This window comes from Pseudomonas pergaminensis (genome assembly GCF_024112395.2).
GTDB lineage: Bacteria > Pseudomonadota > Gammaproteobacteria > Pseudomonadales > Pseudomonadaceae > Aquipseudomonas > Aquipseudomonas pergaminensis.
Genome location: NZ_CP078013.2, coordinates 3669344 through 3693553, shown reverse-complemented (window position 1 = coordinate 3693553; position 24210 = coordinate 3669344). Strand labels below are relative to the sequence as shown.

Annotated in this window: 21 protein-coding genes; 9 read left to right on the top strand and 12 right to left on the bottom strand. The window is 61.7% G+C overall.

Annotation, left to right across the window (positions count from 1 at the left end):
• Positions 1-5: 5 nt before the first annotated feature.
• Entirely contained in the window at positions 6-449 is a 444-nt protein-coding gene (locus tag KUA23_RS16665) for a carboxymuconolactone decarboxylase family protein (RefSeq protein ID WP_252992447.1), read from the top strand.
• Here KUA23_RS16665 and KUA23_RS16660 read toward each other — a convergent pair whose 3' ends face one another.
• The 5 genes from KUA23_RS16660 to KUA23_RS16640 form a co-directional block, all read right to left on the bottom strand.
• Entirely contained in the window at positions 450-1217 is a 768-nt protein-coding gene (locus KUA23_RS16660) for an SDR family oxidoreductase (protein WP_034106094.1), read from the bottom strand. It lies immediately after the preceding gene.
• A gap of 22 nt (positions 1218-1239) precedes the next feature.
• Positions 1240-2307 (bottom strand): phosphotransferase family protein, encoded by a 1068-nt coding sequence (locus KUA23_RS16655; protein WP_078048740.1) that lies wholly within the window; start codon positions 2305-2307, stop codon positions 1240-1242.
• A 129-nt stretch (positions 2308-2436) separates the two neighbouring features.
• Positions 2437-3390, bottom strand: coding sequence for a 2-hydroxyacid dehydrogenase (locus KUA23_RS16650; protein ID WP_100490518.1), 954 nt, complete (start codon positions 3388-3390; stop codon positions 2437-2439).
• Between the two features lie 53 nt (positions 3391-3443).
• Complete coding sequence (locus tag KUA23_RS16645) at positions 3444-3968, bottom strand: cysteine hydrolase family protein (RefSeq protein ID WP_214496871.1); 525 nt, start codon at positions 3966-3968, stop codon at positions 3444-3446.
• 183 nt (positions 3969-4151) lie between these two features.
• Entirely contained in the window at positions 4152-4745 is a 594-nt protein-coding gene (locus KUA23_RS16640) for a TetR/AcrR family transcriptional regulator (protein ID WP_214496872.1), read from the bottom strand.
• 283 nt (positions 4746-5028) lie between these two features.
• Between KUA23_RS16640 and KUA23_RS16635 the strand changes: the two genes are divergently transcribed.
• Complete coding sequence (locus tag KUA23_RS16635; protein ID WP_100490521.1) at positions 5029-6306, top strand: serine/threonine transporter; 1278 nt, start codon at positions 5029-5031, stop codon at positions 6304-6306.
• A 783-nt stretch (positions 6307-7089) separates the two neighbouring features.
• On the opposite strand, the gene acnB is transcribed toward KUA23_RS16635, so the two are convergent.
• On the bottom strand, positions 7090-9699 hold the full coding sequence (gene acnB, locus KUA23_RS16630; RefSeq protein ID WP_078048735.1) for a bifunctional aconitate hydratase 2/2-methylisocitrate dehydratase: 2610 nt from the start codon (positions 9697-9699) through the stop codon (positions 7090-7092).
• 397 nt (positions 9700-10096) lie between these two features.
• Between acnB and KUA23_RS16625 the strand changes: the two genes are divergently transcribed.
• Positions 10097-10567 carry a DUF1289 domain-containing protein gene (locus tag KUA23_RS16625; RefSeq protein ID WP_078048734.1) on the top strand — a complete coding sequence of 157 codons (471 nt, stop codon included), beginning with the start codon at positions 10097-10099 and terminating at the stop codon, positions 10565-10567.
• 133 nt (positions 10568-10700) lie between these two features.
• Here KUA23_RS16625 and KUA23_RS16620 read toward each other — a convergent pair whose 3' ends face one another.
• On the bottom strand, positions 10701-11564 hold the full coding sequence (locus KUA23_RS16620) for a universal stress protein (RefSeq protein WP_099492848.1): 864 nt from the start codon (positions 11562-11564) through the stop codon (positions 10701-10703).
• A gap of 151 nt (positions 11565-11715) precedes the next feature.
• On the opposite strand from KUA23_RS16620, the gene KUA23_RS16615 reads away from it, so the two are divergent.
• On the top strand, positions 11716-12318 hold the full coding sequence (locus tag KUA23_RS16615; RefSeq protein ID WP_078048732.1) for a MiaE family protein: 603 nt from the start codon (positions 11716-11718) through the stop codon (positions 12316-12318).
• Here the strand turns inward: KUA23_RS16615 and KUA23_RS16610 are convergent.
• The gene (locus KUA23_RS16610; protein WP_100490523.1) at positions 12274-13473 is read right to left on the bottom strand and encodes an MFS transporter; all 1200 of its coding nucleotides are present in this window, start codon (positions 13471-13473) and stop codon (positions 12274-12276) included. The genes KUA23_RS16615 and KUA23_RS16610 overlap by 45 nt on opposite strands.
• A 157-nt stretch (positions 13474-13630) precedes the next feature.
• On the opposite strand from KUA23_RS16610, the gene KUA23_RS16605 reads away from it, so the two are divergent.
• Together KUA23_RS16605 and KUA23_RS16600 are read left to right on the top strand one after the other, a co-directional pair.
• On the top strand, positions 13631-14338 hold the full coding sequence (locus tag KUA23_RS16605) for a winged helix-turn-helix domain-containing protein (RefSeq protein ID WP_252992446.1): 708 nt from the start codon (positions 13631-13633) through the stop codon (positions 14336-14338).
• Entirely contained in the window at positions 14339-15622 is a 1284-nt protein-coding gene (locus KUA23_RS16600) for an ATP-binding protein (protein ID WP_078048729.1), read from the top strand.
• Positions 15623-16477: 855 nt separating this feature from the next.
• On the opposite strand, the gene KUA23_RS16595 is transcribed toward KUA23_RS16600, so the two are convergent.
• The 4 genes from KUA23_RS16595 to KUA23_RS16580 all read right to left on the bottom strand — a co-directional run bounded on the left by KUA23_RS16595 (position 16478) and on the right by KUA23_RS16580 (position 20608).
• Positions 16478-17269, bottom strand: a complete 792-nt coding sequence (locus KUA23_RS16595) for a MipA/OmpV family protein (RefSeq protein ID WP_100492452.1) — start codon at positions 17267-17269, stop codon at positions 16478-16480.
• A gap of 17 nt (positions 17270-17286) precedes the next feature.
• Complete coding sequence (locus KUA23_RS16590) at positions 17287-19101, bottom strand: serine hydrolase domain-containing protein (RefSeq protein ID WP_099492263.1); 1815 nt, start codon at positions 19099-19101, stop codon at positions 17287-17289.
• A 94-nt stretch (positions 19102-19195) separates the two neighbouring features.
• On the bottom strand, positions 19196-19684 hold the full coding sequence (locus KUA23_RS16585) for a GFA family protein (protein ID WP_252992445.1): 489 nt from the start codon (positions 19682-19684) through the stop codon (positions 19196-19198).
• Between the two features lie 33 nt (positions 19685-19717).
• Positions 19718-20608: a LysR family transcriptional regulator gene (locus KUA23_RS16580; protein WP_078048726.1), complete on the bottom strand. Its 891-nt coding sequence runs from the start codon at positions 20606-20608 to the stop codon at positions 19718-19720.
• 226 nt (positions 20609-20834) lie between these two features.
• Here KUA23_RS16580 and KUA23_RS16575 point away from each other — a divergent pair, with 226 nt between their 5' ends.
• From KUA23_RS16575 to KUA23_RS16565, 3 genes are read left to right on the top strand one after another with little or no spacing between them, the layout of a single operon-like run.
• Positions 20835-21653 carry an HTD2 family dehydratase gene (locus tag KUA23_RS16575; RefSeq protein ID WP_252992444.1) on the top strand — a complete coding sequence of 273 codons (819 nt, stop codon included), beginning with the start codon at positions 20835-20837 and terminating at the stop codon, positions 21651-21653.
• Positions 21654-21682: 29 nt separating this feature from the next.
• Positions 21683-22846 carry an acyl-CoA dehydrogenase family protein gene (locus KUA23_RS16570; protein WP_078048724.1) on the top strand — a complete coding sequence of 388 codons (1164 nt, stop codon included), beginning with the start codon at positions 21683-21685 and terminating at the stop codon, positions 22844-22846.
• A gap of 10 nt (positions 22847-22856) precedes the next feature.
• Positions 22857-24206 (top strand): MmgE/PrpD family protein, encoded by a 1350-nt coding sequence (locus KUA23_RS16565; RefSeq protein ID WP_252992443.1) that lies wholly within the window; start codon positions 22857-22859, stop codon positions 24204-24206.
• Positions 24207-24210 lie beyond the last annotated feature (4 nt).

Sequence of the window (24210 nt, the reverse complement as noted above, 5' to 3'; positions counted from 1 at the left end):
CCCCCATGGAACCCCGCCTGGATTACTACACCGCCTCACCGCTGGCGCTCAAAGGCATGCTGATGCTGGAGGCGACGACCTTCGGCTTGTCCATCGAAAAGCCTTTGCTGGAATTGATCAAGATCCGTGTCTCGCAGCTCAACCACTGTGGTTTCTGTACGGACATGCACTCGATGGCGGCACGTCAGCGCGGCGAGACCGAGCGACGTTTGTTCGCGTTATGCGTCTGGCGGGATTCGCCATTCTTCACGGCGCGGGAAAAGGCCGCGTTGGCCTGGAGCGAATCGGTCGCGACACTGCCGACCTCGGTGGTGTCGGATGAACTGTTCGCCGCCGTGCGGGTGGAGTTCAGCGAGCAGGAACTGGTAGACCTGACCATGGCGGTGTCCAGCATCAGTGGCTGGAACCGCCTGGCGGTCAGTTTTAGACAGCAGCCGCCGAATGCCTGATCAGGACAGGAAACCACCGTCCACGTTCAGCGACACACCGGTGGTGTAGCTCGACGCATCGCTGGCCAGGAACAGCACCGCGCCGGCCATTTCGCTCGGGTCGGCCACGCGCTTGAGCGGGATTTGCGCCAGGGCCATTTTCAGGATCGCGTCATTCTTCACCAGCGCCGAGGCGAACTTGGTGTCGGTCAAGCCAGGCAGCAGGGCGTTGCAACGAATGCCGAACGCCGCGCATTCCTTGGCGAATACCTTGGTCATGTTGATCACGGCGGCCTTGGTCACCGAGTAGATGCCCTGGAATACACCGGGGGAGATCCCGTTGATCGACGCGACGTTGATGATGCTGCCGCCACCGTTCTCGCGCATCAGCTTGCCGGCTTCCACGGACATGAAGAAATAGCCCCGGATGTTCACATCAACGGTCTTCTGGAACGCACCGAGGTCGGTGTCCAGCACGTTGCAGAACTGCGGGTTGGTCGCCGCGTTGTTGACCAGGATATCCAGGCGTCCGAACTGCTCGCGGATACCGGCGAATACCTGGGTAATCTGCTCCATTTCACCGATATGGCAGGCCACGGCAGTCGCTTTGCCGCCGTCGGCGATGATCGCGTCGGCCACGTGCTGGCAGCCTTCCAGCTTGCGACTGGAGACGATCACATGAGCGCCTTGCTGGGCCAGCAACTTGGCGATGGCTTCGCCGATGCCACGGCTGGCGCCGGAGACAAAAGCGATCTTGCCGTCGAGGTCGAACAGGTTGGTCTTGGACATAGCGGTTCCTTGTTGTAGGCGATCAGAGCGCGGATTTGCTGATGACGTTCAGGCTCATCTGCTCCAGCAGCGTGTTCATGTGGATGAACTGCGCAAAGCGTTTGTCCTGGGTCTGGCCATGGAAGAAGCGGTAATAGATCTGCTGCACAATGCCGGCCAGGCGGAACAGGCCGTAGGTGTAGTAGAAGTCGAAGTTGTCGATCTGGATGCCCGAGCGCTCGGCGTAGTAGTCGACGAATTCACGGCGGGTGAGCATGCCCGGCGCGTTGCTCGGCTGGCGGCGCATCAGTTGCACTGGCGCGGGGTCGGCCGCTTCTATCCAATAGGCGAGGGTGTTGCCCAGGTCCATCAGCGGGTCGCCGAGGGTGGTCAGCTCCCAGTCCAGCACGCCGATGATCTGCATCGGGTTGTGCGGGTCGAGGATTACGTTATCGAAGCGGTAGTCGTTGTGCACGATGCTCGACGTCGGATGGTCGGCGGGCATCTTGTCATTGAGCCAGGCACGTACGGCATCCCAGCGCGGGGCGTCGGGGGTCAGGGCTTTTTCGTAGCGGTCGCTCCAGCCACGGATCTGGCGTTCCACGTAGCCTTCGGGTTTGCCCAGGTCCGCCAGGCCGCAGGCGCTGTAGTCCACCTGGTGCAGTTCCACGAACTTATCGATGAAGCTTTTGCACAACGCCTCGGTCTTGCTCGCGTCCAGGCCCAGTTCGGCCGGCAGGTCGGAGCGCAGGATGATGCCGTTGACGCGCTCCATCACGTAGAACTCGGCGCCGATCACCGACTCATCCGTGCAATGCACATAGGCCTTGGGGCAATACGGGAAGCCGTCTTTGAGCTGATTGAGAATGCGGTATTCGCGACCCATGTCATGGGCGGACTTGGCCTTGTGGCCGAAAGGTGGGCGACGTAGCACGAATTCCTGGCCCGGGTATTCCAGCAGATAGGTCAGGTTGGACGCGCCACCGGGAAACTGGCTGATCGTGGGCGTGCCGGTCAGGCCCGGGATATGGGCCTTGAGGTAGGGATCGATCAGGCTGGCATCAAGTTCTTCGCCAGGGCGAATCTGGGTGGATTGGTCGTTCAGCGCCATGCTTATCCCTTCTGCTTATTCTAAAGGCCTCGGACTATTTCCTAATCTAATGCGCGCAGCCGCCCAGCGACAAGGTCGGGGCGGCTTAATAGGTTAGCGTGTTGGGCGATAATCAGCGTGCCTGATCGGTCATTTAGTGGGCGGGGGCAATGCGACCGGCGTGAGGACTGGGCGGCCGGCGAAGTATTCCACCAGGTTGTCGGCCACGCGCTGCACGGTGTCGTGGGCGGCTTCCGGCGACAGGCCGGCAACATGGGAGGTCAGCACGGTGTTGCTGAGCGTCTTGAGAGCGTCGGGCACCTTCGGCTCGTCATCGAACACATCCAGCGCCGCGCCCCCGATGCGGCGCTGCTCCAGGGCGGCCACCAGATCGGCGGTGACTACCACGCTGCCACGGCCGATGTTCACCAGGTAGCCATTGGGCCCCAGGGCATCCAGGGCGTGGCGATCGATCAGGTGACGGGTGCTGGCGCCGCCGGGTGTGGCCAGGATCAGGAAGTCCGAGGTGCGCGCCAGTTCCACCGCAGTTGCGCAGTAGGTGTAGTCCACATCATCGCGTGGCTGGCGGTTGTGGTAACTCACCTCCATGCCGAAGCCCAGGGACGCGCGCTTGGCGATTTCCAGGCCGACGGCACCCAGCCCGAGGATGCCCAGTTGCTTGCCGCCCAGGGACGGACGCATCACTTTCGGCCATTCGCTGCGGCGCACGGCGGCGTCGGTCTGCGGGATGCCGCGCACCAGCGCCAGCAGCAACGCCATGGCGTGATCGGCCACCGACGGCGCATTCACCCCGGCGCCGTTGGTGACCACGATCCCGCGATTGCTGGCGGCCTGCAGGTCGACGTGCTCGTAGCCGGCACCAATCACGCAGATGATCTCCAGCAGGGGCAGCGCGGCGATTTCCTCGGCGTACAAACCCAGCGGGCCACGGGTCAGCACCGCCTTGATCTGGCTGCCATGGGCCTTGATCGCTTCAGCGCGTTCGGCCGGTGTCGGCGCGAGGATCACATGAAAGTCATTGCTCTCGATGATGGGCAGGTATTCGTTGATGGTTTCAACCAGGACCAGAACAGTAGCGGTCATCGGAAGGCTCTTCCTGAAGGGTTTGAGGGGAGGAGTATGCCGTATTTGATCGCTCAAAAGCGGATCTCGTCGGCGCTTGTGAGCTTCACAAACGCTCCGGACAGGGTCGCATTGTGATGCTCGATAATTGCCTTGGCCTTCAGCGTCGGTGTGTCCATGCAGGTATGGCCGTCTTCTGGCAGTACCACGGAAAAACCCAGTTCCACGGCGACCCGGCAGGTGGTGTCGATGCAGAACTGGGTTTTCATGCCGGCGATCACCAACTCCTTGACCTGCGCCGCTCTCAACTGCTGCTCCAGCTCCGTGCCGAGGAAGCAGCTGGGGCGGGTCTTGTTGAACAGGCGGTCGCGCGATTCGTCCACCTGCAGCGCAGGCCACAGCTGCCAGAGCGGGCTACCGGCTTCAATCGGCGAACCTGCCGGTCCGGTGTGGCGTGCCACGAAGATCGGGGCGCCGGCAGCGCGCGCGCGTCCGATCAGATGGTTGAGTGTGGCGAGTACGCGTTCGCGCTCGAAGGGCTTTTCCGGGCCATCGTACAGGCCGTTTTGCATGTCAATGATCAGCAGGGCGTCAGCCATGGTGTTGCTCCTTGTGATTGCCAGCGGGCGGAGCAATAAAAAGGCCCCGTCCATTGCTGGCGGGGCCTTGGGTTGAATCTGTGAAGTGTCTAGCTCATGCACCCACAGCCACCGCGCGACCCGCCGTAAGCGGTCGTGGTGGTGGTACGGGTGAGGGCGAGCTGGATAAAGTTCATGGCCCGATCATGCTGGGACGGGCGAAGGGCTGTCAACGGGCAAAAGGGCATTTCGTGCAGCCACCAGGAATTCATCCGACAGGCTATTGCCCCGTGTCGCACGCGCCAGGGTTACTGCGCCGACCATCATCGCGTATTGGGCCAGCAGGGTTTGACGATCTCCGTCCTCCAGCTGCGCGAAGATCTCCAGCGACTTTTCCACCCCGTCTATAAAGGTGTGCTGCAAAGCCGTCTCGGCGGGTTCATGGCACATGTCCGGGGCAAAGGCCGACACTGGGCAGCCGTCACCGGGATTGTCACGGTGGGAGGCGGTCAAATAAGGCCCCAGCACCGCCTGGCGGGCGGCCTGTTGGTCTTCGCTGCGGTCGATCTTGGCCTGCCAGCCCAGGTTCGCGACCTCGAACGCCTGTTGGCAGGCCTCGGTGGCCAGGGCTTCCTTGGAGGCGAAATGCCCGTAAAAACCACCGTGGGTCAGGCCGGCGGCGGCCATCACGTCCGACAAGCTGATACCGTGCAGTCCGCGTTCGCGGAACAGATGCGTGGCGGCCTCGACGATGATTTCGCGGTTGAGTTCAGCTTGTTTGCGGGAAACGCGAGGCATGGCGAGGCTCTCTGGATAACGGTGGGCGCTGGGCTCAAACTACAGGTTTGAGCGCGATTCTAAAATAGATTTGTGCGGGAATGTATATTCGACATTCCGCCGCATGCCGCGAAACCCGCTGTGTACAGGTGCCCCTGCGTGCCTGTAACGCACCACCGTTCCTCAGCTAAGTCTTTGCTTATTCAGAAGAATCCCGGACAATCCGGCCCCTTCTATGGTCGGGGCGCTGCCTGTCAGGTTTTTCTGACTCGTCCCGGCCGTGTAAATGCGGAGATCCGACCGGATGAATGATCAGGCCAATAGCGTCGACGAACGCTATGCAACGACACCTGCAACCCTCACGAGCTGGAGCCGCCAGGACACCACCTGGATGCTTGGCCTGTTCGGCACCGCCATTGGCGCCGGCACGCTGTTCTTGCCGATCAACGCGGGCCTGGGAGGCTTCTGGCCACTGGTGATCCTCGCGCTGCTGGCATTCCCGATGACGTTCTTTGCTCACCGTGGCCTGACCCGCTTCGTTTTGTCCGGCCGTGAAGGCTCCGACATTACCGACGTAGTGGAAGAACACTTCGGCATCACGGCCGGTGCGCTGATCACGCTGCTGTACTTCTTTGCAATCTTCCCGATCCTGCTGATCTACAGCGTGGCGTTGACCAACACGGTCGGCAGCTTCATGGAGCACCAGTTGCACATCATGCCGCCGCCACGGGCGATCCTGTCGTTCGTGCTGATCCTCGGCCTGCTGGCCGTGGTGCGTTGCGGTGAGCAAGTGATCGTCAAGGCCATGAGCCTGATGGTGTATCCGTTTATCGTCGCCTTGCTGTTCCTGGCGGTGTACCTGATCCCGCACTGGAACGGCGGCATCCTCAGCACCGCCAGCGTGGTGCCGGCGCCGTCCGCGCTGCTCAATACCCTGTGGCTGGCGATTCCGGTGATGGTGTTCTCGTTCAACCATTCGCCGATCATCTCGGCCTTTGCGGTTGACCAGAAGCGCCAGTACGGGATCCACGCTGATGAGCGCAGCTCGCAGATCCTCTCCCGCGCGCACCTGTTGATGGTGGCGATGGTGCTGTTCTTTGTGTTCAGTTGCGTGCTGACCCTGTCGCCGGCGCAGTTGGCCGAAGCGAAGGCGCAGAACCTGTCGATCCTGTCGTACCTGGCCAACCACTTCAATAACCCGACCATCGAGTTTGCAGCGCCGTTGATCGCGTTTGTGGCGATTGCCAAGTCGTTCCTGGGGCATTACATCGGCGCGAGTGAAGGTCTCAAGGGGCTGGTGCTGAAGACTGGTCGTCGCCCGAGTGCCAAGCGTCTGGACCGCATGACGGCCGCGTTCATGCTGGTGGTGTGCTGGATCGTTGCGACGTTGAACCCAAGCATTCTCGGGATGATTGAGGCGCTGGGTGGTCCGATCATTGCTTCGATCCTGTTTCTGATGCCGATGTATGCCATCCGTAAGGTGCCGGCTATGGCCAAGTACCGTGGGCAGGCGTCCAATGTGTTTGTCACGGCGGTGGGGTTGGTGGCGATCAGTGCGGTGGTTTATTCGTTTTTTGCTTGAGGCTGTTTGGGAGCTGGCTTGACTGCGATAGCTGTGTTCCGGTGTGTATATCCGTTGCTGCGGTAACGGCGGCTTATGGTTCCGCTCTTACAGCGGGTCACTTTTGGAAGAGCGCCAAAAGTAACCAAAAACGCTTCGCCCCAACACTCGGCACCTCGCTTAGGCTCGGTGTGCCCTCACTCCGGCTTGAATCCGTGGGCCGCCGTCATGGGCCATCCTTGGCCCAGGACGGCTAACCCGGCGTCCTGCCGGGTTACCCACGGATTCAAGCCTGCGTTCGGCCAGCGTGTTTGACGGGGCGCCGAAGATCAAAAGCAAAAGCGCGGCGGCCTGGTGGCCGACCGGCTTCTGGAAGCTGGTCTCGGTCCAAATGTGGGAGCGGGCTTGCTCGCGAAAGCGGTGGATCAGTTAGATATGTAATTGCTGACGCACCGCTTTCGCGAGCAAGCCCGCTCCCACAATTTAGATCTCCTACATCAGGCAGATATCAAACGGCTCTGGCTCTGGCTCTGTTTTTGATTTTGATCTTAGGCGGCCCCCCAAATCACTGTCGGATTACGGGCATACCGAGCCTAGGCGAGGTACCGAGTGTTGGGCAAGAGCCCTTTGGTTACTTTGGGCTGGGCCGGCATTCCGGCTCTTTTCCAAAGTGACCCGCCGTAAGGGCGGAACCAATACCAGCCGTTACCCAAATAACGGATATGTACCCGGTCTCACCCATATCCCAGGCATAAAAAAACGCCGCGTACCTCACGATACGCGGCGCCTCTTCACATCAACACTTTAGGCTTGAATCACCGGAATGTTGGCGCTAGCTGCGATCTTGCGGAACTCAGCAATCTGGTCGAAGTTCAGGTAGCGATAAACGTCACTGGCCATGGTGTCCAGTTTCGCCGCGTAGCCCATGTACTCTTCGACGGTCGGCAGGCGACCCAGGGTAGAAGCCACTGCCGCCAGCTCGGCCGAAGCCAGGTAGACGTTAGCGCCGTCACCCAGACGGTTCGGGAAGTTACGGGTCGACGTCGATACCACGGTCGAATTCGGCTCTACACGTGCCTGGTTACCCATGCACAGCGAGCAGCCCGGCATTTCCATGCGCGCGCCAGCCTTGCCGTAGATGCCGTAGTAGCCTTCCTCGGTCAACTGGTGAGCGTCCATCTTGGTCGGCGGCGACAGCCACAGACGGGTTGGCAGCTGACCTTTGACCTGCTCCAGCAGCTTACCGGCAGCGCGGAAGTGACCGATGTTGGTCATGCACGAACCGATGAACACTTCGTCGATCTTCTCGCCAGCAACGCTCGACAGCAGACGGGCATCGTCCGGGTCGTTCGGTGCGCAGAGGATCGGCTCGTTGATCTCGGCCAGGTCGATCTCGATGATTTCAGCGTATTCCGCGTCGGCATCGGCTTCCATCAGCTCAGGGTTCTTGACCCAGGCTTCCATCGCTTGGGCGCGACGTTCCAGGGTGCGAGGGTCACCGTAGCCTTCGCCGATCATCCAGCGCAGCAGGGTGATGTTGGAGTTCAGGTACTCGGTGATCGACTCTTTCGACAGCTTGATGGTGCAACCGGCAGCCGAACGTTCAGCCGAGGCGTCGGACAGCTCGAAAGCCTGTTCCAGCGTCAGGTCGTTCAGGCCTTCGATTTCCAGGATGCGGCCGGAGAAGGCGTTCTTCTTGCCTTTCTTCTCTACGGTCAGCAGACCCGATTGGATCGCGTAGTAAGGAATGGCATGAACCAGGTCACGCAGGGTGATGCCAGGTTTCATCTTGCCTTTGAAGCGCACCAGGATCGATTCCGGCATGTCCAATGGCATGACGCCAGTGGCTGCGGCGAACGCGACCAGACCGGAACCGGCCGGGAACGAGATGCCCATCGGGAAACGGGTGTGGGAGTCACCACCGGTGCCGACGGTGTCCGGCAGCAGCATGCGGTTCAGCCAGCTGTGGATGATGCCGTCGCCTGGACGCAGCGAAACACCGCCGCGAGTCATGATGAAGTCAGGCAGGGTGTGGTGGGTGGTCACGTCGATCGGCTTTGGATAGGCCGCGGTGTGGCAGAACGACTGCATGACCAGATCGGTCGAGAAGCCCAGGCACGCCAAGTCTTTCAGTTCATCACGGGTCATCGGACCGGTGGTGTCCTGGGAACCGACGGTGGTCATCTTCGGTTCGCAGTAGGTGCCAGGACGAACGCCTTTGCCTTCTGGCAGACCGCAGGCCTTGCCGACCATTTTCTGTGCCAGGGTGAAGCCTTTGCCGGTGTCGACAGGCGCTTCTGGCAGCTTGAACAGGTCGGTTGGGCCCAGGCCCAGTTCGGCACGCGCCTTGTCGGTCAGGCCACGGCCGATGATCAGCGGGATACGGCCGCCGGCGCGGACTTCGTCCAACAGCACCGGGGTCTTCATTTCGAAGGTGGTGATGACTTCGTCGGTACCGTGCTTGCAGACTTTGCCTGCGTGCGGGTACAGGTCGATCACGTCGCCCATGTTCATGTTGCTGACGTCGAACTCGATTGGCAGTGCGCCCGCATCTTCCATGGTGTTGTAGAAGATTGGAGCGATCTTGCTGCCGAAGCAGAAGCCGCCAGCGCGCTTGTTCGGCACGTAAGGCACGTCGTCGCCGAAGAACCACAGCACGGAGTTGGTCGCCGATTTACGCGAGGAACCGGTACCGACCACGTCACCGACGTAGGCGATCGGGAACCCTTGGCCGCGCATTTCTTCGATCTGCTTCATCGGGCCGGTCTTGCCTTGCTCGTCCGGCACGATGCCTTCACGGGCCATTTTCAGCATGGCCAGGGCGTGCAACGGGATGTCTGGACGGGACCAGGCGTCAGGCGCAGGGGACAGGTCGTCGGTGTTGGTTTCGCCAGTGACCTTGAAGACGCGCAGGCTGATCTTGTCGGCCAGGGTAGGGCGGTTGCGGAACCACTCGCCGTCAGCCCAGGACTGGATCACGGCTTTGGCGTGCTCGTTGCCGTTACGGGCTTTTTCAGCCACGTCGTGGAACGCATCGAACATCAGCAGGGTGTGCTTGAGTTGGGCAGCGGCGACAGGTGCCAGTGTGGCGTCGTCCAGCAGCTCGACCAGGGTCACGATGTTGTAGCCGCCTTGCATGGTGCCAAGCAGTTCAACGGCGCGTTTCTTGTCGATCAGGGGGGAAGTGGCTTCGCCCTTGGCCAGGGCAGACAGGAAACCGGCCTTGACGTAGGCAGCTTCGTCAACGCCTGGTGGAATGCGGTTGGTGATCAGGTCAACGAGGAATTCTTCTTCGCCAGCCGGAGGATTTTTCAGCAGCTCGACCAGGCCTGCGGTTTGTTCGGCGTTAAGCGGCTGGGGAACAATACCCAGGGCTGCACGCTCTTCGATATGTTTGCGGTAGGCTTCAAGCACAGTTATTACCCTCATCAGTGGTCCCACGGGACGCTCATCCAGAAATGAACGGCACGCATGCGCTCGGGGGCTTTTTGGGCCGCAAAGCCAGCGCTGCCGGCATTCCTCACAGAAGCTGCTTTCAAAGTTTTACGCCTGCAGAACGGAGCTGATGAGGGTTGGCGAGGGCATTGACCTACCGAGTCATTGACCATCGCCAACACCGTTCTGAAGGAACGACTGTGCTCGTGACGCTTTGAAAACAGCTTCCAGCGGATTATTGGCGCCTTACAAGGCCGGATGATTCTACGGCAAAAAATTTCTAAAGGTAAGTTGCCTCGCCAAGTTTGCAGGGTGATGAAGGTTAGACAAAGGGCTAACATGGCGCATTGTTTCGCTGATTTGCGTGCCGTTGCCCATGTCCAACCAAACCATCAAGACCCCCTGCGTCGGCCTGTGCTCCACGGTCTATGGCGATCTCGTGTGCCGTGGCTGCAAGCGTTTCCACCATGAAGTGATCCAGTGGAATGGCTATAACGAAGAGGAAAAACGTGCGGTCTGGCTGCGCTTGGAGCAGCTGTTGGTGCAGGTAATGGCCGGCAAACTGGAGGTTTTCGACCCCAAGACCCTGCGCGGCCAGCTGGAACAGCGCAAGATCCGCTTCGTGCCGCACCAGTCCGAGTACTGCTGGGCCTACCAGTTGATCGCTCGTGGGGCACGGGTGATCAACAACTTGGAGGCCTACGGCATGGTGTTGCTTCCGGAGTTCCGCGACTGGCCCTTGCCGGACTTGCGCGATGCCATTGATCGGGAGTTCTTTATCCTGTCCGAGGCGCATTACCAGCGTTATATCGCGCCAAGCTTCCTCAAGGATGCGTTTACAGGCTAAAAACACACATCCAAATGTGGGAGCGGGCTTGCTCGCGAATGCGGTCTATCAGTTACATCATCAATTACTGAACCACCGCATTCGCGAGCAAGCCCGCTCCCACAGGAGATCTTCATTGCCGCAAGGTTTGCTATCAGGGCTTGGTAGCCAGTTCTTCCAAGTGATCTATCAGCGTCTGTGGCTTTAGCACCAGCACGTCACTCTCCACGGCATCCAGTATCACCTCCGCCGTATTGCCGATCAGCGCCCCGGAAATCCCGGTGCGCGCGACGGTGCCGATGATCGTCACCGCCGCTTGCCATTTATGCGCCGCGAAGGGGATCAGCACGTCCGCCGGGCCTTCCTCGATATGCAGGTGCGAGTCGTCCACATCGAACTCGGCCTGGAACGCCTTGCATTGCTCGCGATAGCGCGCCTCGATGGTTTCCTTGAGCTGGAACGTCGGGTCCGCTGCCGACAACATCGGCGACGGATGGGCGCTGATCACGTGCAACTGCGCCTTGGCCAGGCTGGCGATATCAAAGCCATGGTCAATGATCGAATTGTGCAGGGAGCGGTGCTCGCCATCGGTGTTGCCCACATCGATCGCCGCGAGGATCACGCCGCCCATCCACGGCGTCGCCGTCTTCACCAGCAGCACTGCCGTCGGGCAGTAGCGCAGCAATTTCCAGTCGGCGGGCGTGAGCAGGGCTTTTTTCAGCGGACTGTCTGGAAAGTGCTGTTTGATCACCAGCCCACAGCCTTCGGCTTGCTGCACGTCGATTATGGTTTCATGCAGGCTGTCATTCCACGCCTGCTCGGTGCTGACGCTGTAGCCGTCTTCCTGCAAGCCCGACTTCAGCAGGGCCAGCAGCGCCGAGTGCTCGTGCTTCTTGTCGCAGACCAGCAAATGCAGGTGCGCGCCGGTGACCCCGGCGATCAGCTTGGCACGCTTGAGGGCCAGGCTTTCCGAATGCTCGGGCTCAATGACCACCAGGATGCTGCGGATGGCTTGCATGGTCGGGATCTCCAAAAAGGGTGGGCCTGGAACAACTATAGTTGCTGGCTGGCGCACGTCATGTTGATGCACATCAAGGCCGGTGGCTGGTGGTCTGCGGCGGGGTCGGTATAATCGCCGGCCTTTTGTGATCCTTTTGCCCGTGAGCCCGATGAACCTGCCAGAAATCCACGAATTCCTCGGTTGCCGCACCCCTGACGCCTGGGTCCAGGCCGCGCTGGCCGATCAGGACACCCTGCTGATCGACCACAAGAACTGCGAATTCAAAGCCGCCAGCACCGCCTTGAGCCTGATCGCCAAGTACCACGGCCATGTCGACCTGATCAACATGATGTCGCGCCTGGCCCGCGAAGAGCTGGTGCACCATGAACAGGTCATGCGCCTGATGAAAAAGCGCAAAGTCGAACTGCGCCAACTGCACGCCGGGCGTTATGCCTCCGGTTTGCGCAAAGTGGTGCGCAGCCACGAGCCGGTGAAGCTGGTGGACACCCTGGTGGTCGGCGCCTTTATCGAAGCGCGCAGTTGCGAGCGTTTCGAAGCGCTGGTGCCGCATTTGGACGAAGAACTTGGCAAGTTTTACTTTGGCCTGCTGAAAAGCGAGGCCCGGCACTTCCAGGGCTACCTGAAGTTGGCGTACCAGTACGGTGACGCCAAGGACATCGCCCAGGTGATCGAGCGGGTGAGGGCGGCGGAGCAGGAACTGATCGAGTCACCCGACATCGAGTTCCGCTTTCACAGTGGCGTGCCAGCCTGAGGCGACGGCCACGCCTAGCAACGCGGTGATTCCGGCCAGCAGCAGGATCACCGACTGCGTGCCCAACGGCGCCGCCAGCAGCGCAACTGCCAGGCCTGCCAAGGGTTGCGGCAGGTTGTTGAGCAGGGTGATCACGCCCACGGTCTTGCCAAAGTCCTGCACGGGGATCACGCGCTGACGGGTGCTGCGCAGGTAGACGTTGAACATCTTGTCAAAGCCGGTGACCAGCAGGAAACCCACAGCGTACAACCACACGCCGGGGCTGGCCGCCATGATCACTGCACCCACGCCGATCATCGAATACGACACGCCGCCCAGCACCTTCAAGGGCAGGCCCGCCCGCGCCAGGTAAAACAGAATCCCGATCGTCACCAGTGCGCCGGCTGCCTGCAGCAGGGCGTAGGTGTCCTTGTCCTGTGCAAACTGGCCGGTCACCATCGCCGCAGACGTGGCCAGCGTGACGCCGATGATCAGGTTCACGCCCACAGCCAAGGTAATGACCCGTTTCAACTCCGGCAGGCTGCGGATATGGCCAATAGCAACCTTCAGCGGACGCAGCCAGATATCCCGGTGCTGCTCGAAGGTCTCCAGGCTGACCGTGCTGGAGCGTTGCCATATCCGCATCGCCAGGTCGGCCAGTAAGAACAGCACGGCCACCCCCAGCACTACCCAGTGCCAGGCCCATACTTCAAGCATCAACGCCGCCACCAGGGGCCCCAGCACCAGCCCGCTCTGGTCGGCGATCTGTGAATAGGAGAGGGTCTTGGCATAGCTGTACTGCTCGAAGATATGCGGCATCAGCACTTCCCGCGCCATGATGCCCTGGGTCGTCAGCACCCCGCACAGGGCCGACAGCAGCACGATCCAGTGGATACCGTCAAACACGCCATACAAGGCGACCGCCAGTACACACGCCAGCGCGCGGTAAACCTGGCTGATATGCAGGATGCGCACCGGCGCGAACTTGTCGCACAACGCGCCGCACACCGGGAACGCCAGGTAGCGGGGCAGCGACTCGACAAAGAACGCCAGCCCGGCCCACGCAACGCTCTGGGTGGTTTGGAATACGATCAACGGCACGATAAACAGCAGAATCTGGTCCGCCAGCCGCGACAGGAACAGCGAAACAAAAAACGCCAGGTAATCCTTGCGCATACAACTCCCTGTACATGGCGTTAAAGATTGCAGGTTATTTGTTAAAAACTCTTAAAAGCATGAAGCTTCGTCGGCCGGTGCTGGCCAGCTACTTTAGTTGCCCAGCTTGCCACCTATAATGCCCGCTCTTCAATCCGCGTCTGCACACTGAGAACTTATGGAAAACCTGGGACTGGGCAAGGTGTTGCTCGTTGAGGACGACGAAAAACTGGCGGGGCTGATTGCGCACTTCCTGTCGCAGCATGGTTTCGAGGTGCGCGTGGAGCATCGGGGCGACGAAGCCCTGGCCGCGTTCCTGGACTTCAAGCCGAAGATCGTCGTGCTCGACCTGATGCTGCCCGGCCAGAGCGGCCTGCATGTGTGCCGAGGGATTCGCGCAGTGTCCGACACGCCGATCGTGATCCTTACGGCCAAGGAAGACGACCTGGACCATATCCTCGGCCTGGAGTCCGGGGCCGACGACTATGTGATCAAGCCGATCAAGCCGCCGGTTCTGCTGGCCCGCCTGCGCGCCCTGCAACGGCGCCAGGCACCGGAGCCGACCGTGCGCGGGTCGTTGGCCTTCGGGCGGCTGGCCATCGATCGCAGTTGCCGGGTGGTCAGCCTGGGGGAGGACACCATCGACCTCACCACCATGGAGTTTGAATTGCTGTGGCTGCTGGCGAGCAACTCGGGGACGATCCTGTCCCGCGATGACATCCTCAACCGCATGCGCGGCATCGCTTTCGATGGGCTCAACCGCAGCGTCGATGTGTACATCAGCAAGCTGCGCGGCAAACTCAACGACAACCCCCGCGAGCCGGTGTGCATCAAGACCATATGGGGCAGGGGCTACCTGTTCAACCCATTCGCGTGGGAGGCATAGATGCTGCGGCTCTATATCCGCCTGTACATCATCCTGGCGCTGGGCCTGGCGGGAGCGATCTGGCTGGTCAACTACACCTTCGATGAGTTACTGCCCGAAGCCAATGAAACCTATAACCGCGAAGCCTTGCGCGGGCCGGCCTATGGTTTGGTCGAGCAGTTGCGGCCCTTGCTGGGTGACGCCCGTCAGGCACGCCTGGCCGAGCTGCAACCCCATTACGGCCTGCACCTCAAGCTGGTGCAGCGCGATGAACTTGCGCTTGATCAGCGTGAGCAACAGTTGCTGGCGGCCGGGCAGTTGGTGGTGCGGGGCGACTTCATGGAGTTTATCGCCAATATCGATGGCGGCCCGCAACTGCTTAATATCAAGCTGCCCGAAGAACCCAAATGGCTGTACCTGTGGGCCTACAGCCTGCTGGGGCTGAGCCTGGCGATCGTGCTGTATTTCTGGGTGCGCCCGCATTGGCGCGACCTGGAGCATATTCGCCTGGCGGCGCAACGGTTCGGTGACAACGACCTGAGTTCGCGCATCCTGCTGCCACGCCGCTCCACCGTGCGCGAACTGGCCGGGCACTTCAACCAGATGGCCGAGCGCATCGAAAGCCTGATCGCCAACCAGCGCGAACTCACCAACGCCGTGTCCCACGAACTGCGCACGCCGATTGCGCGGCTGTCGTTCGAGCTCGACCAACTCAAGCAACAAACCGACCCGCGTCAGCGCGGCGAATTGATCGCCGACATGTACGCCGACCTGGGTGAGCTGGAAGAAATGGTGTCCGAACTGCTCACCTACGCCAGCCTGGAGCGCGGCGCCACCCAGGTCACCCGCGAGCGCATCGAGGCCCACAGCTGGCTCGACAGTGTGATTGGCAGCGTGGCCCTGGAGGCCGAGGCGGCGGGTATCCAGCTGTCGTTGCGCACGTGCGAGGTGGATTTTATCCAGATCGAACCGCGCTTTATGGCACGTGCGGTGATCAACCTGTTGCGCAATGCTATTCGCTATGCCGACCGCCGCGTCGAAGTGTCGTTGGTCAAGTTTGGCAGTGGCTATGAAGTGCGGGTGTGTGACGACGGGCCGGGTGTGCCGGAGGAAGGCCGTGCGAAGATCTTCCAGCCCTTTATGCGTTTGGACGCTAGCCGTGATCGTCGCACGGGTGGCTTTGGGCTGGGTTTGGCGTTGGTGCAGCGGGTGTCGCAGTGGCATGGCGGCCAGGTGCAGGTGCTGGATTCGGAATGGGGTGGGGCGTCGTTTCGGATGACTTGGGCGTATGCCGAGTCACTGTAGGCGCTGGCTTGCTGCGATGGCGGCCTGACTGCCGATCACTCTCTAACTGTTGCCCCGCGATTCAAAATGTGGGGGCTGGCTTGCCTGCGAAGGCGGCCTGACTGCCGACCACGCTCTAACTGTAGCCCCGCGATCTAAAAATGTGGGAGCTAGCTTGCCTGCGAAGGCGGCCCGACTGCCGACCACAATCTAACTATCACCCCGCAATCGAAATGTGGGAGCTGGCTTGCCTGCGAAGGCGGCCTAACAGCCGACCACAAACTAACTGTCGCCCCGCGATCCAAATGTGGGAGCTGGCTTGCCTGCGAAGGCGGCCTGACAGCCGACCACAAACTAACTGTCGCCCCGCGATCCAAATGTGGGAGCTGGCTTGCCTGCGAAGGCGACCTGACAACCGACCTGGATGCTGGATCTGATCGGGTACATATCCGTTATTTAGGTAAAGGCTTCTATTGGTTCCGCCCTTACGGCGGCTCACTTTGGAAAAGCCCCAAAGTAAGCAAAGGGCTCTTGCCCCAACACTCGGCACCTCGCCTAGGCTCGGTGTGCCCGTAATCCGACAGTGATTTGGGGGGCCGCCGCCACGCGCCATCCATGGCGCGGGGCGGCTAAACCGGCATCCCTGCCGGTTTACCCCCCAAATCCCTGTCGAATTCCGGCCAGCGTGTTTGACGGGGCGCCTAAGATCAAAAGCAAGAGCAAGAGCAAGAGCAAGAGCAAGAGCAAGAGCAAGAGCAAGAGCAAGAGCAAGAGCAAGAGCAAGAGCGGCTCGCTTCGCATCGTGGGTACCGGTGGGTACTCGGTTTTGTAGGTGCTGGCAAGCCAGCACCTACAGTGTTTGATTGGGTTACCCGGTCAGAAGGTGTATTCCAAAACGCCCATCACTGAGGTCTGCAACCGTCGCTCCACAATGGGGCTCTTGCCGGCTTCGTCCGCCAGGTATTGTACGTCCAGCAAGGTCGAGAACTGGGTGTGTTCGCTGATGGGCAGGCTCCACGACAGGTTCAGGCCGTTGCTGATGTTGCCGGCGCCAGCCTTGTAGGCTTTGAAGCGGCTGCGGGCGGCTTGGCCGGTGGTGACGCCGTACCAGGTCTGCAGGTAGTCGCGGTCGCCAAAATGGCTGCTGAGGCTGGCATCCACGGAGCCGTAGCGGCCTTCGTAAAGGTTCGTGCCCAGGCTCAGTTCCAAATGGGTGAACGCCTTGCCACTGTCTTTGTGGTCATCTTCCTTGAGTGCATGTTCCAGGGTGGCGCCGACAATTGCGCTGCCGAGGTTGTAGCTGGCACTCACGCCCACTTGCGGGCGTGACTTGATTTCGCCCATGCCCTTGAGGCGCTTGGAGCCGGCGTGCATTGACTCGTTCTTGTCCTTGCGTGAGGCGCTGGCGCCGACGTAGGCACTGAAGCTCAAGGCATTGCCTTCGTAGCCCCAGCCCAGGCCTTTGTCGGTGTCGAGGAAGATTCCCCAGGGGCTGACGACGGCCCCGCCGAAAATGGGCGCGGTCATGCGTTCGTCGCTGCCGCTGTAGCGTGGCAGGTTGGCCACGCCGGCCTTGAGGGTGTAGGTCCAGTCCTCGGCCAGCACTGGGTTGGCGCCTGCGAGCAAGCACAGTGAGGTGATGGACAGGCAGAGGTGTTTGGAGGGCATCAGGGTTTTCATGGGGGTTAGAAACTCAGGGGTGGATGGGTGCGTTTGAAGGAGTAGCCCGAGGCGCTCAGGCCGTTGACTTGGCGGCTGACGGTGTCGCCCAGGCCATAGCCGTTGCCGGCGAGTACGGCGTGGGCGTTGTCCACGGGCAGCAGGATGTAGTCGGTCAGCGGTTCGTCATGCAGTTGGCCGCGGATCACCAGGAAGCCGTCTTCCAGGCGCACGCTGATGCCGCTCAACGGCGCGTCGGGTTCATGGGTGTTGAGCACTTGGTAAGTGCCGACGGTGTCGGCCCAGGCCATGGGCAGCGGCGGTGGCTGGATGCGTTCACCGATGGCGATGCGCTGCCCGTGGCTGCGCGCGGTGAGCATCTGCCGGCCTTGCACGGTGATCACGTCGAGTTGTATGCGGCCGAGCTCACCGAGGTCCTTGAGCCAGAAACCCAGGACCTTTTTTTGCGCACGCAGCCAGCCGTGATCGTCACGCAGCAGCTCGAAGTCATAGCCGGCGAGTTCGCCGTGCAGCCGATTGGCGTCATCGCGAATGCGGAACACGCCCCAGGCAGTCGCGTAGAACCCGGCCAGGCGCTGGCGGTCGATGGCAGCCGGCACCTGGCGCAACTTGAGCCCATGGCGGGGCGCCTGGCAGTCGTCGCTGCACACGGGCTCGCCGGTGTGGGCCTGGAGCATCAGGCGCAGGGTGTCGGTGGCCAGTGTGGCGACCAGGTCTTCGGCATTGCTGTCGTTGGCCATGATGATCACCGCCAGTTGCTGGTCGGGCAGCAGGGTCAGTTGTGCGGCAAAGTCATCGCCGCCGCCGCTGTGCTGGTAGGTGCGAATCCCAGGGCCGATCGGCTCGTCACCGCACGGCGCCAGGAACCACGCCAGGCCGATCTGGCAATCGAAGTCGAGGGCGTTGCCGGTGTTCTGCTGGGTGAACATTTCATCGATGGAACGACGGGCCATCACCCGATCGCCCTTGTACAGGCCTTCGCCGAACAGCATCTGCACGTAATGGCTGAGGTCCTTGGGGCTGGCCCACGCGCCACCGGCGGCCAGGTCGCGCACCTGTGCATCGGTGCTGGCGATGCCCTCCTGATAGCCCTGGGCGCGATAGCCTACTTGCGCGGCGGTGCCGACAAAACTCGTGTGGTGCATCTCCAGTGGCTTGAGCAAACTGTGTTGCAGCTGGGTTTCAAAGTCCTTGCCACTGCTGCGCTCGATGGCTGCGCCCACCAGCGCATAACCCAGGTTGGAATACGCCACCTGCGTGCCAGGCGGTGTGCTCAGCCAAACGCCGGACACGCGCATGGGCATCTGCCCCATGGCGAAGCTGTTGCGCAGGTCGCGCAGGTGTTCACTGGGCAAGCCGGATTGATGGCTGAGCAGGCGCCGCAAGGTGATGTCACGGTCAGCGGCCTGCTGGTCGGTGTGGAAGCGCGAGCGCACATAGAACTCGCGCAAGGTCTGCTGGATTGGGGCATCCAGTGCCAGCCGCTGCTGTTCAACCAGTTGCAGGGCAGCGCTGGCGGTGAGCAGCTTGGAGATCGCACCGGCACGGAAGGCGGTGTTCGGCGTTACCGGCAGGCCCAGAGCTTTGTCGGCCATGCCGAACCCACGGGCCCAGATCAACTCCTGGCCGTTGACCAGGGCAATCGACAAACCGGGCACATTGGCCTGGGCCATGTCGCGGGGAATCCGGGTTTGCAGGTAGCGGATGATCGCGCTGTAGTCGCCCTTGGGGATCGGCGGCGGGGCGGGGGGTTGCCCGTGGCAGCCAAGGCTGCCCAACAGGCAACCGAGCAACGGAATACCGCGCAATGTGCGAAGCATGAAGAGCACCCGGCAGGTGGTTTGGATGCTCGAATGCTAGGGGCGCAACGCCCAGCGGTCTTTGGCAGCTTTGTCGAGAAACTGTCAAAGACTGTTAACGGGTCAGGCCGTTACGTTCATGCCATTGGGCGATCGACTCTTCAGGGTACTCCTCGAACTGCAGGTCACCCTTGCGCACCGTGACCTCCACCCACGGCGCCTTCGACCCCAGCATCAGGTGCGTATGCTCCGGCGGCACCGGCAACGGCGTGTCGATGGCCGAGGCAAACGGGTGGATCAACTCCGGCCACTCCGGGCTGAACAACCACAAGGCGCTGCCGCATTGCGAACAGAAGTGCCGTTCGGCAGTGCTTGCATGGGCACGGCTGGCGCCTTCGGGCTTGAGCCTGGCGTGGTAGATCGAAATGAGTTTGCGCCCGCGCACCTTCAGGCTTTGGGTATCGCCGGCGAGGTTGATCGCATAACCGCCACCGCCCTGGGTCTTGCGACAGATCGAGCAGTAGCAACGCTGGTACGGGTAGGGGTGGGCGCTGTCGAGGCTGAACGTCACGGCGCCGCAATGGCAGGAACCTTCAAGCTGCATGGGCTGACTCCTTTGGTAAGGTGACTGATCAGCTTAGGCGCTTTGCGGCATCAACGTGGCGATCAACGCACGAATGGTGCCGGGCAACGCCTCCAGCTCCCGCACCAGGATGCTGCGTTCGCGAATCGCCCAGGGTTCATCGAGCTTGACCGCGACCAATTGCATGGTGCGACTGTGGCGCACAGCGGCGGACTCCGGAATGATGCCAATGCCCACGCCGGCCTCGACCATCCGGCAAATCGCCTCGAAGCTCGAGACCTGGATACGCAGAGACAAATGCTTGCCCAGCCGCTCGACGTGTTCGCGCAAGAAGCTCAGCAAGGTGCTGCCTTCATGCAGGCCGATATGCTGGTAGGCGAGGGTCTGTTCCAGGGTCACCGAGGCTTGCTCCGCCAGCGGGTGGCCGACCGGCACCATCAACACCAATTCATCCGTGCTGAAATGCAGCACCTGCAAACCCGCCGCTTCCACAGGCCCGGCAATAATGCCCATGTCGCTGGTGCCATCGAGCACGCCGCGTACGATGTCGCGGGACAGGCGCTCCTGCAGGTCGACGGTCACGCCGGGCCGTTGCGACAGGAACCCCGCCAGCACTTCGGGCAAGAATTCGGTGACCGCTGTGGTGTTGGCGAAGATGCGGATGTGCCCGGCCGAGTCCACGCCGTACTGGGTGAATTCGCTCTTGAGGTAGTCGACCTGGCGCATGATCAGCCGCGCATGGTGCAGCAAGCGCTCGCCGGCCGGGGTGATTTCCACGCCACGGCTGTCGCGGTACAGCAGGCGCGTGTCGAGCTGGCCTTCGAGGGCCTTGATTCGCGCACTGGCGGCGGCCGGCGAGAGGAACGCGCGCTTGGCGCCCTGGGTCAGGCTGGGGGATTCGGCGATATGGATAAACAGGCGCAGGTCGGCCAGATCGAAGTGCATGCAAGACTCCCAGACGTTCTTAAGACCTGTGGGAGCCGGCTTGCCGGCGATAGCGGTCATCTTGCAACACCGCTATCGCGGGCAACCCAGCTCCAGGGAATAGGGTTGTAATAGAGGACGGCGTTCAGCATAACCGAACGCTGGTTTATTGAAATGCAAATTCTCAGAACGTGCACGCGCTTGCATGATCCGGGGCAGACACTCACTGCCCGAGGACCTGCACCCGATGAGCGCCACCGATTGGATCGGCCGAAGCGAGACCGCCCACGACCACCTCAGCCATAACCTGCTCAAACGCATCGCTGCCACCTTCGGCGAGGCAGTGCCCGCGGATGGCGCGGCTATACCGCCGCTGTGGCAGTGGTGTTTCTTCCAGGACCCGCTGCCGGAAGCCGCCCTGGGCACCGACGGTCACCCGGCCCGTGGCGGCTTCCTGCCGCCGGCCGACAACCGCAATCGCATGTGGGCCGGCGGGCGTATTGAGTTCATTCATGCGCTGCGTGCCGGTGAGGCGGCAACCCGCGTGTCGACCATTACCCAAGTGGAAGAAAAGACCGGGCGCACCGGCTCGCTGCTGTTCGTCACCGTGCGCCACGACTACTCCCAGGATGGCCGCCTGGCGATCCGTGAAGAACAGGACATCGTCTACCGCGAACCCACACCGCCCAAGCCAGGCAGTGGTGAGGCGCTGGAGCCGGGCGAATGGCGAGAAACGGTGGAGCCCACGTCAACCCTGCTGTTTCGCTACAGCGCCGTGACTTTCAACGGTCACCGCATTCACTACGACTACCCCTATGTGACCGGCACCGAAGGCTATTCAGGCCTGGTGGTGCACGGCCCGCTGATCGCCACTCTGAGCCTGCGCGCATTTTGCCGTGCCCACCCCGACGCCACCTTGCGCCGTTTCGCCTACCGCGGCGTGCGCCCGTTGATTGCGCCGCAACCCTTTGAATTGGGCGGCCGCGTGACGGAAGACGGCGTGGCACAACTGTGGGCCGGCAACGCCGATGGCCTGGCGCAGCAAGCCCACGTGCATTTCGAATAATCCAAGAACAACAGGCGGAGAGCCGTTACATGAACCCCAATGACAATGAAGAACTCAATGCCATCCGCGAAGGCGTGCGCGCCTTGTGCGCAGAATTCGATGCAGCCTACTGGCGCAAGATCGATGAAGAGAAAGGCTTTCCCGAAGCCTTCGTCAAGGCGCTGACTGACGCCGGCTGGCTGTCGGCGATGATCCCCGAAGCGTACGGCGGCTCCGGCCTGGGCCTGGCCGAGGCCTCGGTGATCCTCGAAGAAGTGAACCGTTGCGGTGGCAACTCCGGCACCGTGCATGGCCAGATGTACAACATGTTCACTTTGCTGCGCCATGGCAGCGAAGCGCAGAAAAGCTTCTACCTGCCCAAGCTCGCCAGCGGCGAATTGCGCCTGCAGTCCATGGGCGTGACCGAGCCCACCACCGGCACCGACACCACCAAGATCAAGACCACCGCGATCAAACGTGGCGACAAATACGTGATCAACGGCCAGAAAGTCTGGATCTCGCGGGTGCAGCATTCCGACTTGATGATCCTGCTGGCGCGCACCACGCCACTGGCCGAGGTGAAAAAAAAGTCCGAAGGCATGTCGATTTTCCTGGTGGACCTGCGCGAAGCCATCGGCAACGGCCTGACCGTGCAGCCCATCGCCAACATGGTCAACCACGAGACCAACGAGCTGTTCTTCGACAACCTGGAGTTGCCGTTGGACAGCCTGATCGGCGAGGAAGGCAAGGGCTTCAAATATATCCTCGATGGCCTCAACGCCGAACGCACGCTGATCGCCGCCGAATGCATCGGCGACGGTCGCTGGTTCATTGAAAAGGCCAGCGCCTATGCCCGCGACCGCGTGGTGTTTGGCCGACCCATCGGACAGAACCAGGGCGTGCAGTTCCCGATTGCCGAAGCACATATCGAGATCGAGGCGGCGGACCTGATGCGCTGGCGCGCCTGCGAGGAATACGACAGCGGCAAGAATGCCGGCGCGAGCGCGAACATGGCCAAATACCTGGCCGCCAAGGCGTCCTGGGAGGCGGCCAATGCCTGCCTGCAAACCCACGGCGGCTTCGGGTTTGCCTGTGAATATGACGTGGAGCGCAAATTCCGCGAGACGCGCCTGTACCAAGTGGCGCCGATCTCCACCAACCTGATCCTGTCCTACGTGGCCGAGCATTTGCTCGAACTGCCACGCAGCTTCTGAGGGCGCGACCATGAGCCATACCCAAGCCTTGTGTCGGTTCCTTGCCGAGTTGAACGACACGCAACTGCCTGAAGAGGTGCTGGCGCGCACCGAAGACCTGTATCTGGATTGGCTGGCGTCGGCGCTGGCGAGCCAAAGCGCGCACCCGATTCCATTGTTCGAACGCTATGCACAGAAGATGGGCCCGAGCAGCGGCCCAGCGCAGGTGATCGTCAATGGCGCCAGCACCAGCGCGTATTTTGCCGCGCTGGTCAACGGCGCTTCGTCCCACTTGGTGGAGCAGGATGACCTGCACAACAGCTCCGTATTGCACCCGGCGACCGTGGTGTTTCCAGCGGCGCTGGCGGCGGCTCAGGACCTCGGCAGATCCGGTCGCGATTTGCTGCTGGCTTCGGTGGCCGGCTATGAGGCCGGTATCCGTATCGGCGAATTCATGGGCCGCTCCCACTACCGCATCTTTCACACCACCGCGACCGTTGGCACGTTGGCGGCGGCGGTTGCCGTGGGCAAGTTGCTGGATTTCAACGAAGAGCAGTTCATCAACCTGCTCGGCAGCGCCGGCACCCAGGCCGCCGGGCTGTGGGAGTTCTTGCGCGACGCCGCCGACTCCAAGCAACTGCACACGGCCAAGGCTGCAGCAGATGGTTTGCTCGCCGCTTACCTGACGGCGGATGGGCTGACCGGCGCGCGCAATATCCTTGAAGGCGACCAGGGCTTGGCGGCAGGCATGTCCAGTGATGCCGAGCCGAGCCGGTTGTCTGCCGACCTCGGCAGCCGCTGGGCGCTGCTGGAAACCTCATTCAAGTTCCACGCTTCGTGCCGCCACACCCATCCTGCCGCCGATGCGTTGTTGGATCTGATGCAACGCGAAGGCCTTGCCGCTGCCGACATCGCCCAGGTGGAAACGCGCGTGCACCAGGGCGCCATCGATGTGCTGGGGCGGGTGACCGTGCCGACCAGTGTGCACCAGGCCAAATTTTCCATGGGCACGGTGCTGGGCCTGATCGCTGTGCATGGCAAGGCCGGGCTCACGGAATTTCATGAGCAGGCACTGACCGACCCGGCCGTCTCGCGCTTTCGCGACAAGGTCAGCATGACCCTCGACCCCGACGTCGACCGCGCCTACCCACAACGCTGGCTTGGCCGCGTCACCGTCACCACCCTCGATGGCCGCACGCTGCACGGCGCCATCGACGAGCCCAAGGGCGATCCGGGCAACACCCTGAGCCGCGAAGAATTGGCGGATAAATTCCAGCGTCTCACCCGGTTCAGCGGCGCACGCACCTCGGCCCAGGCCGAAGGATTGATCGAAAAGGTCTGGGACTTGCGCAACGCCGCGTCCATGGCCGGCTGGCTTTAAGGAA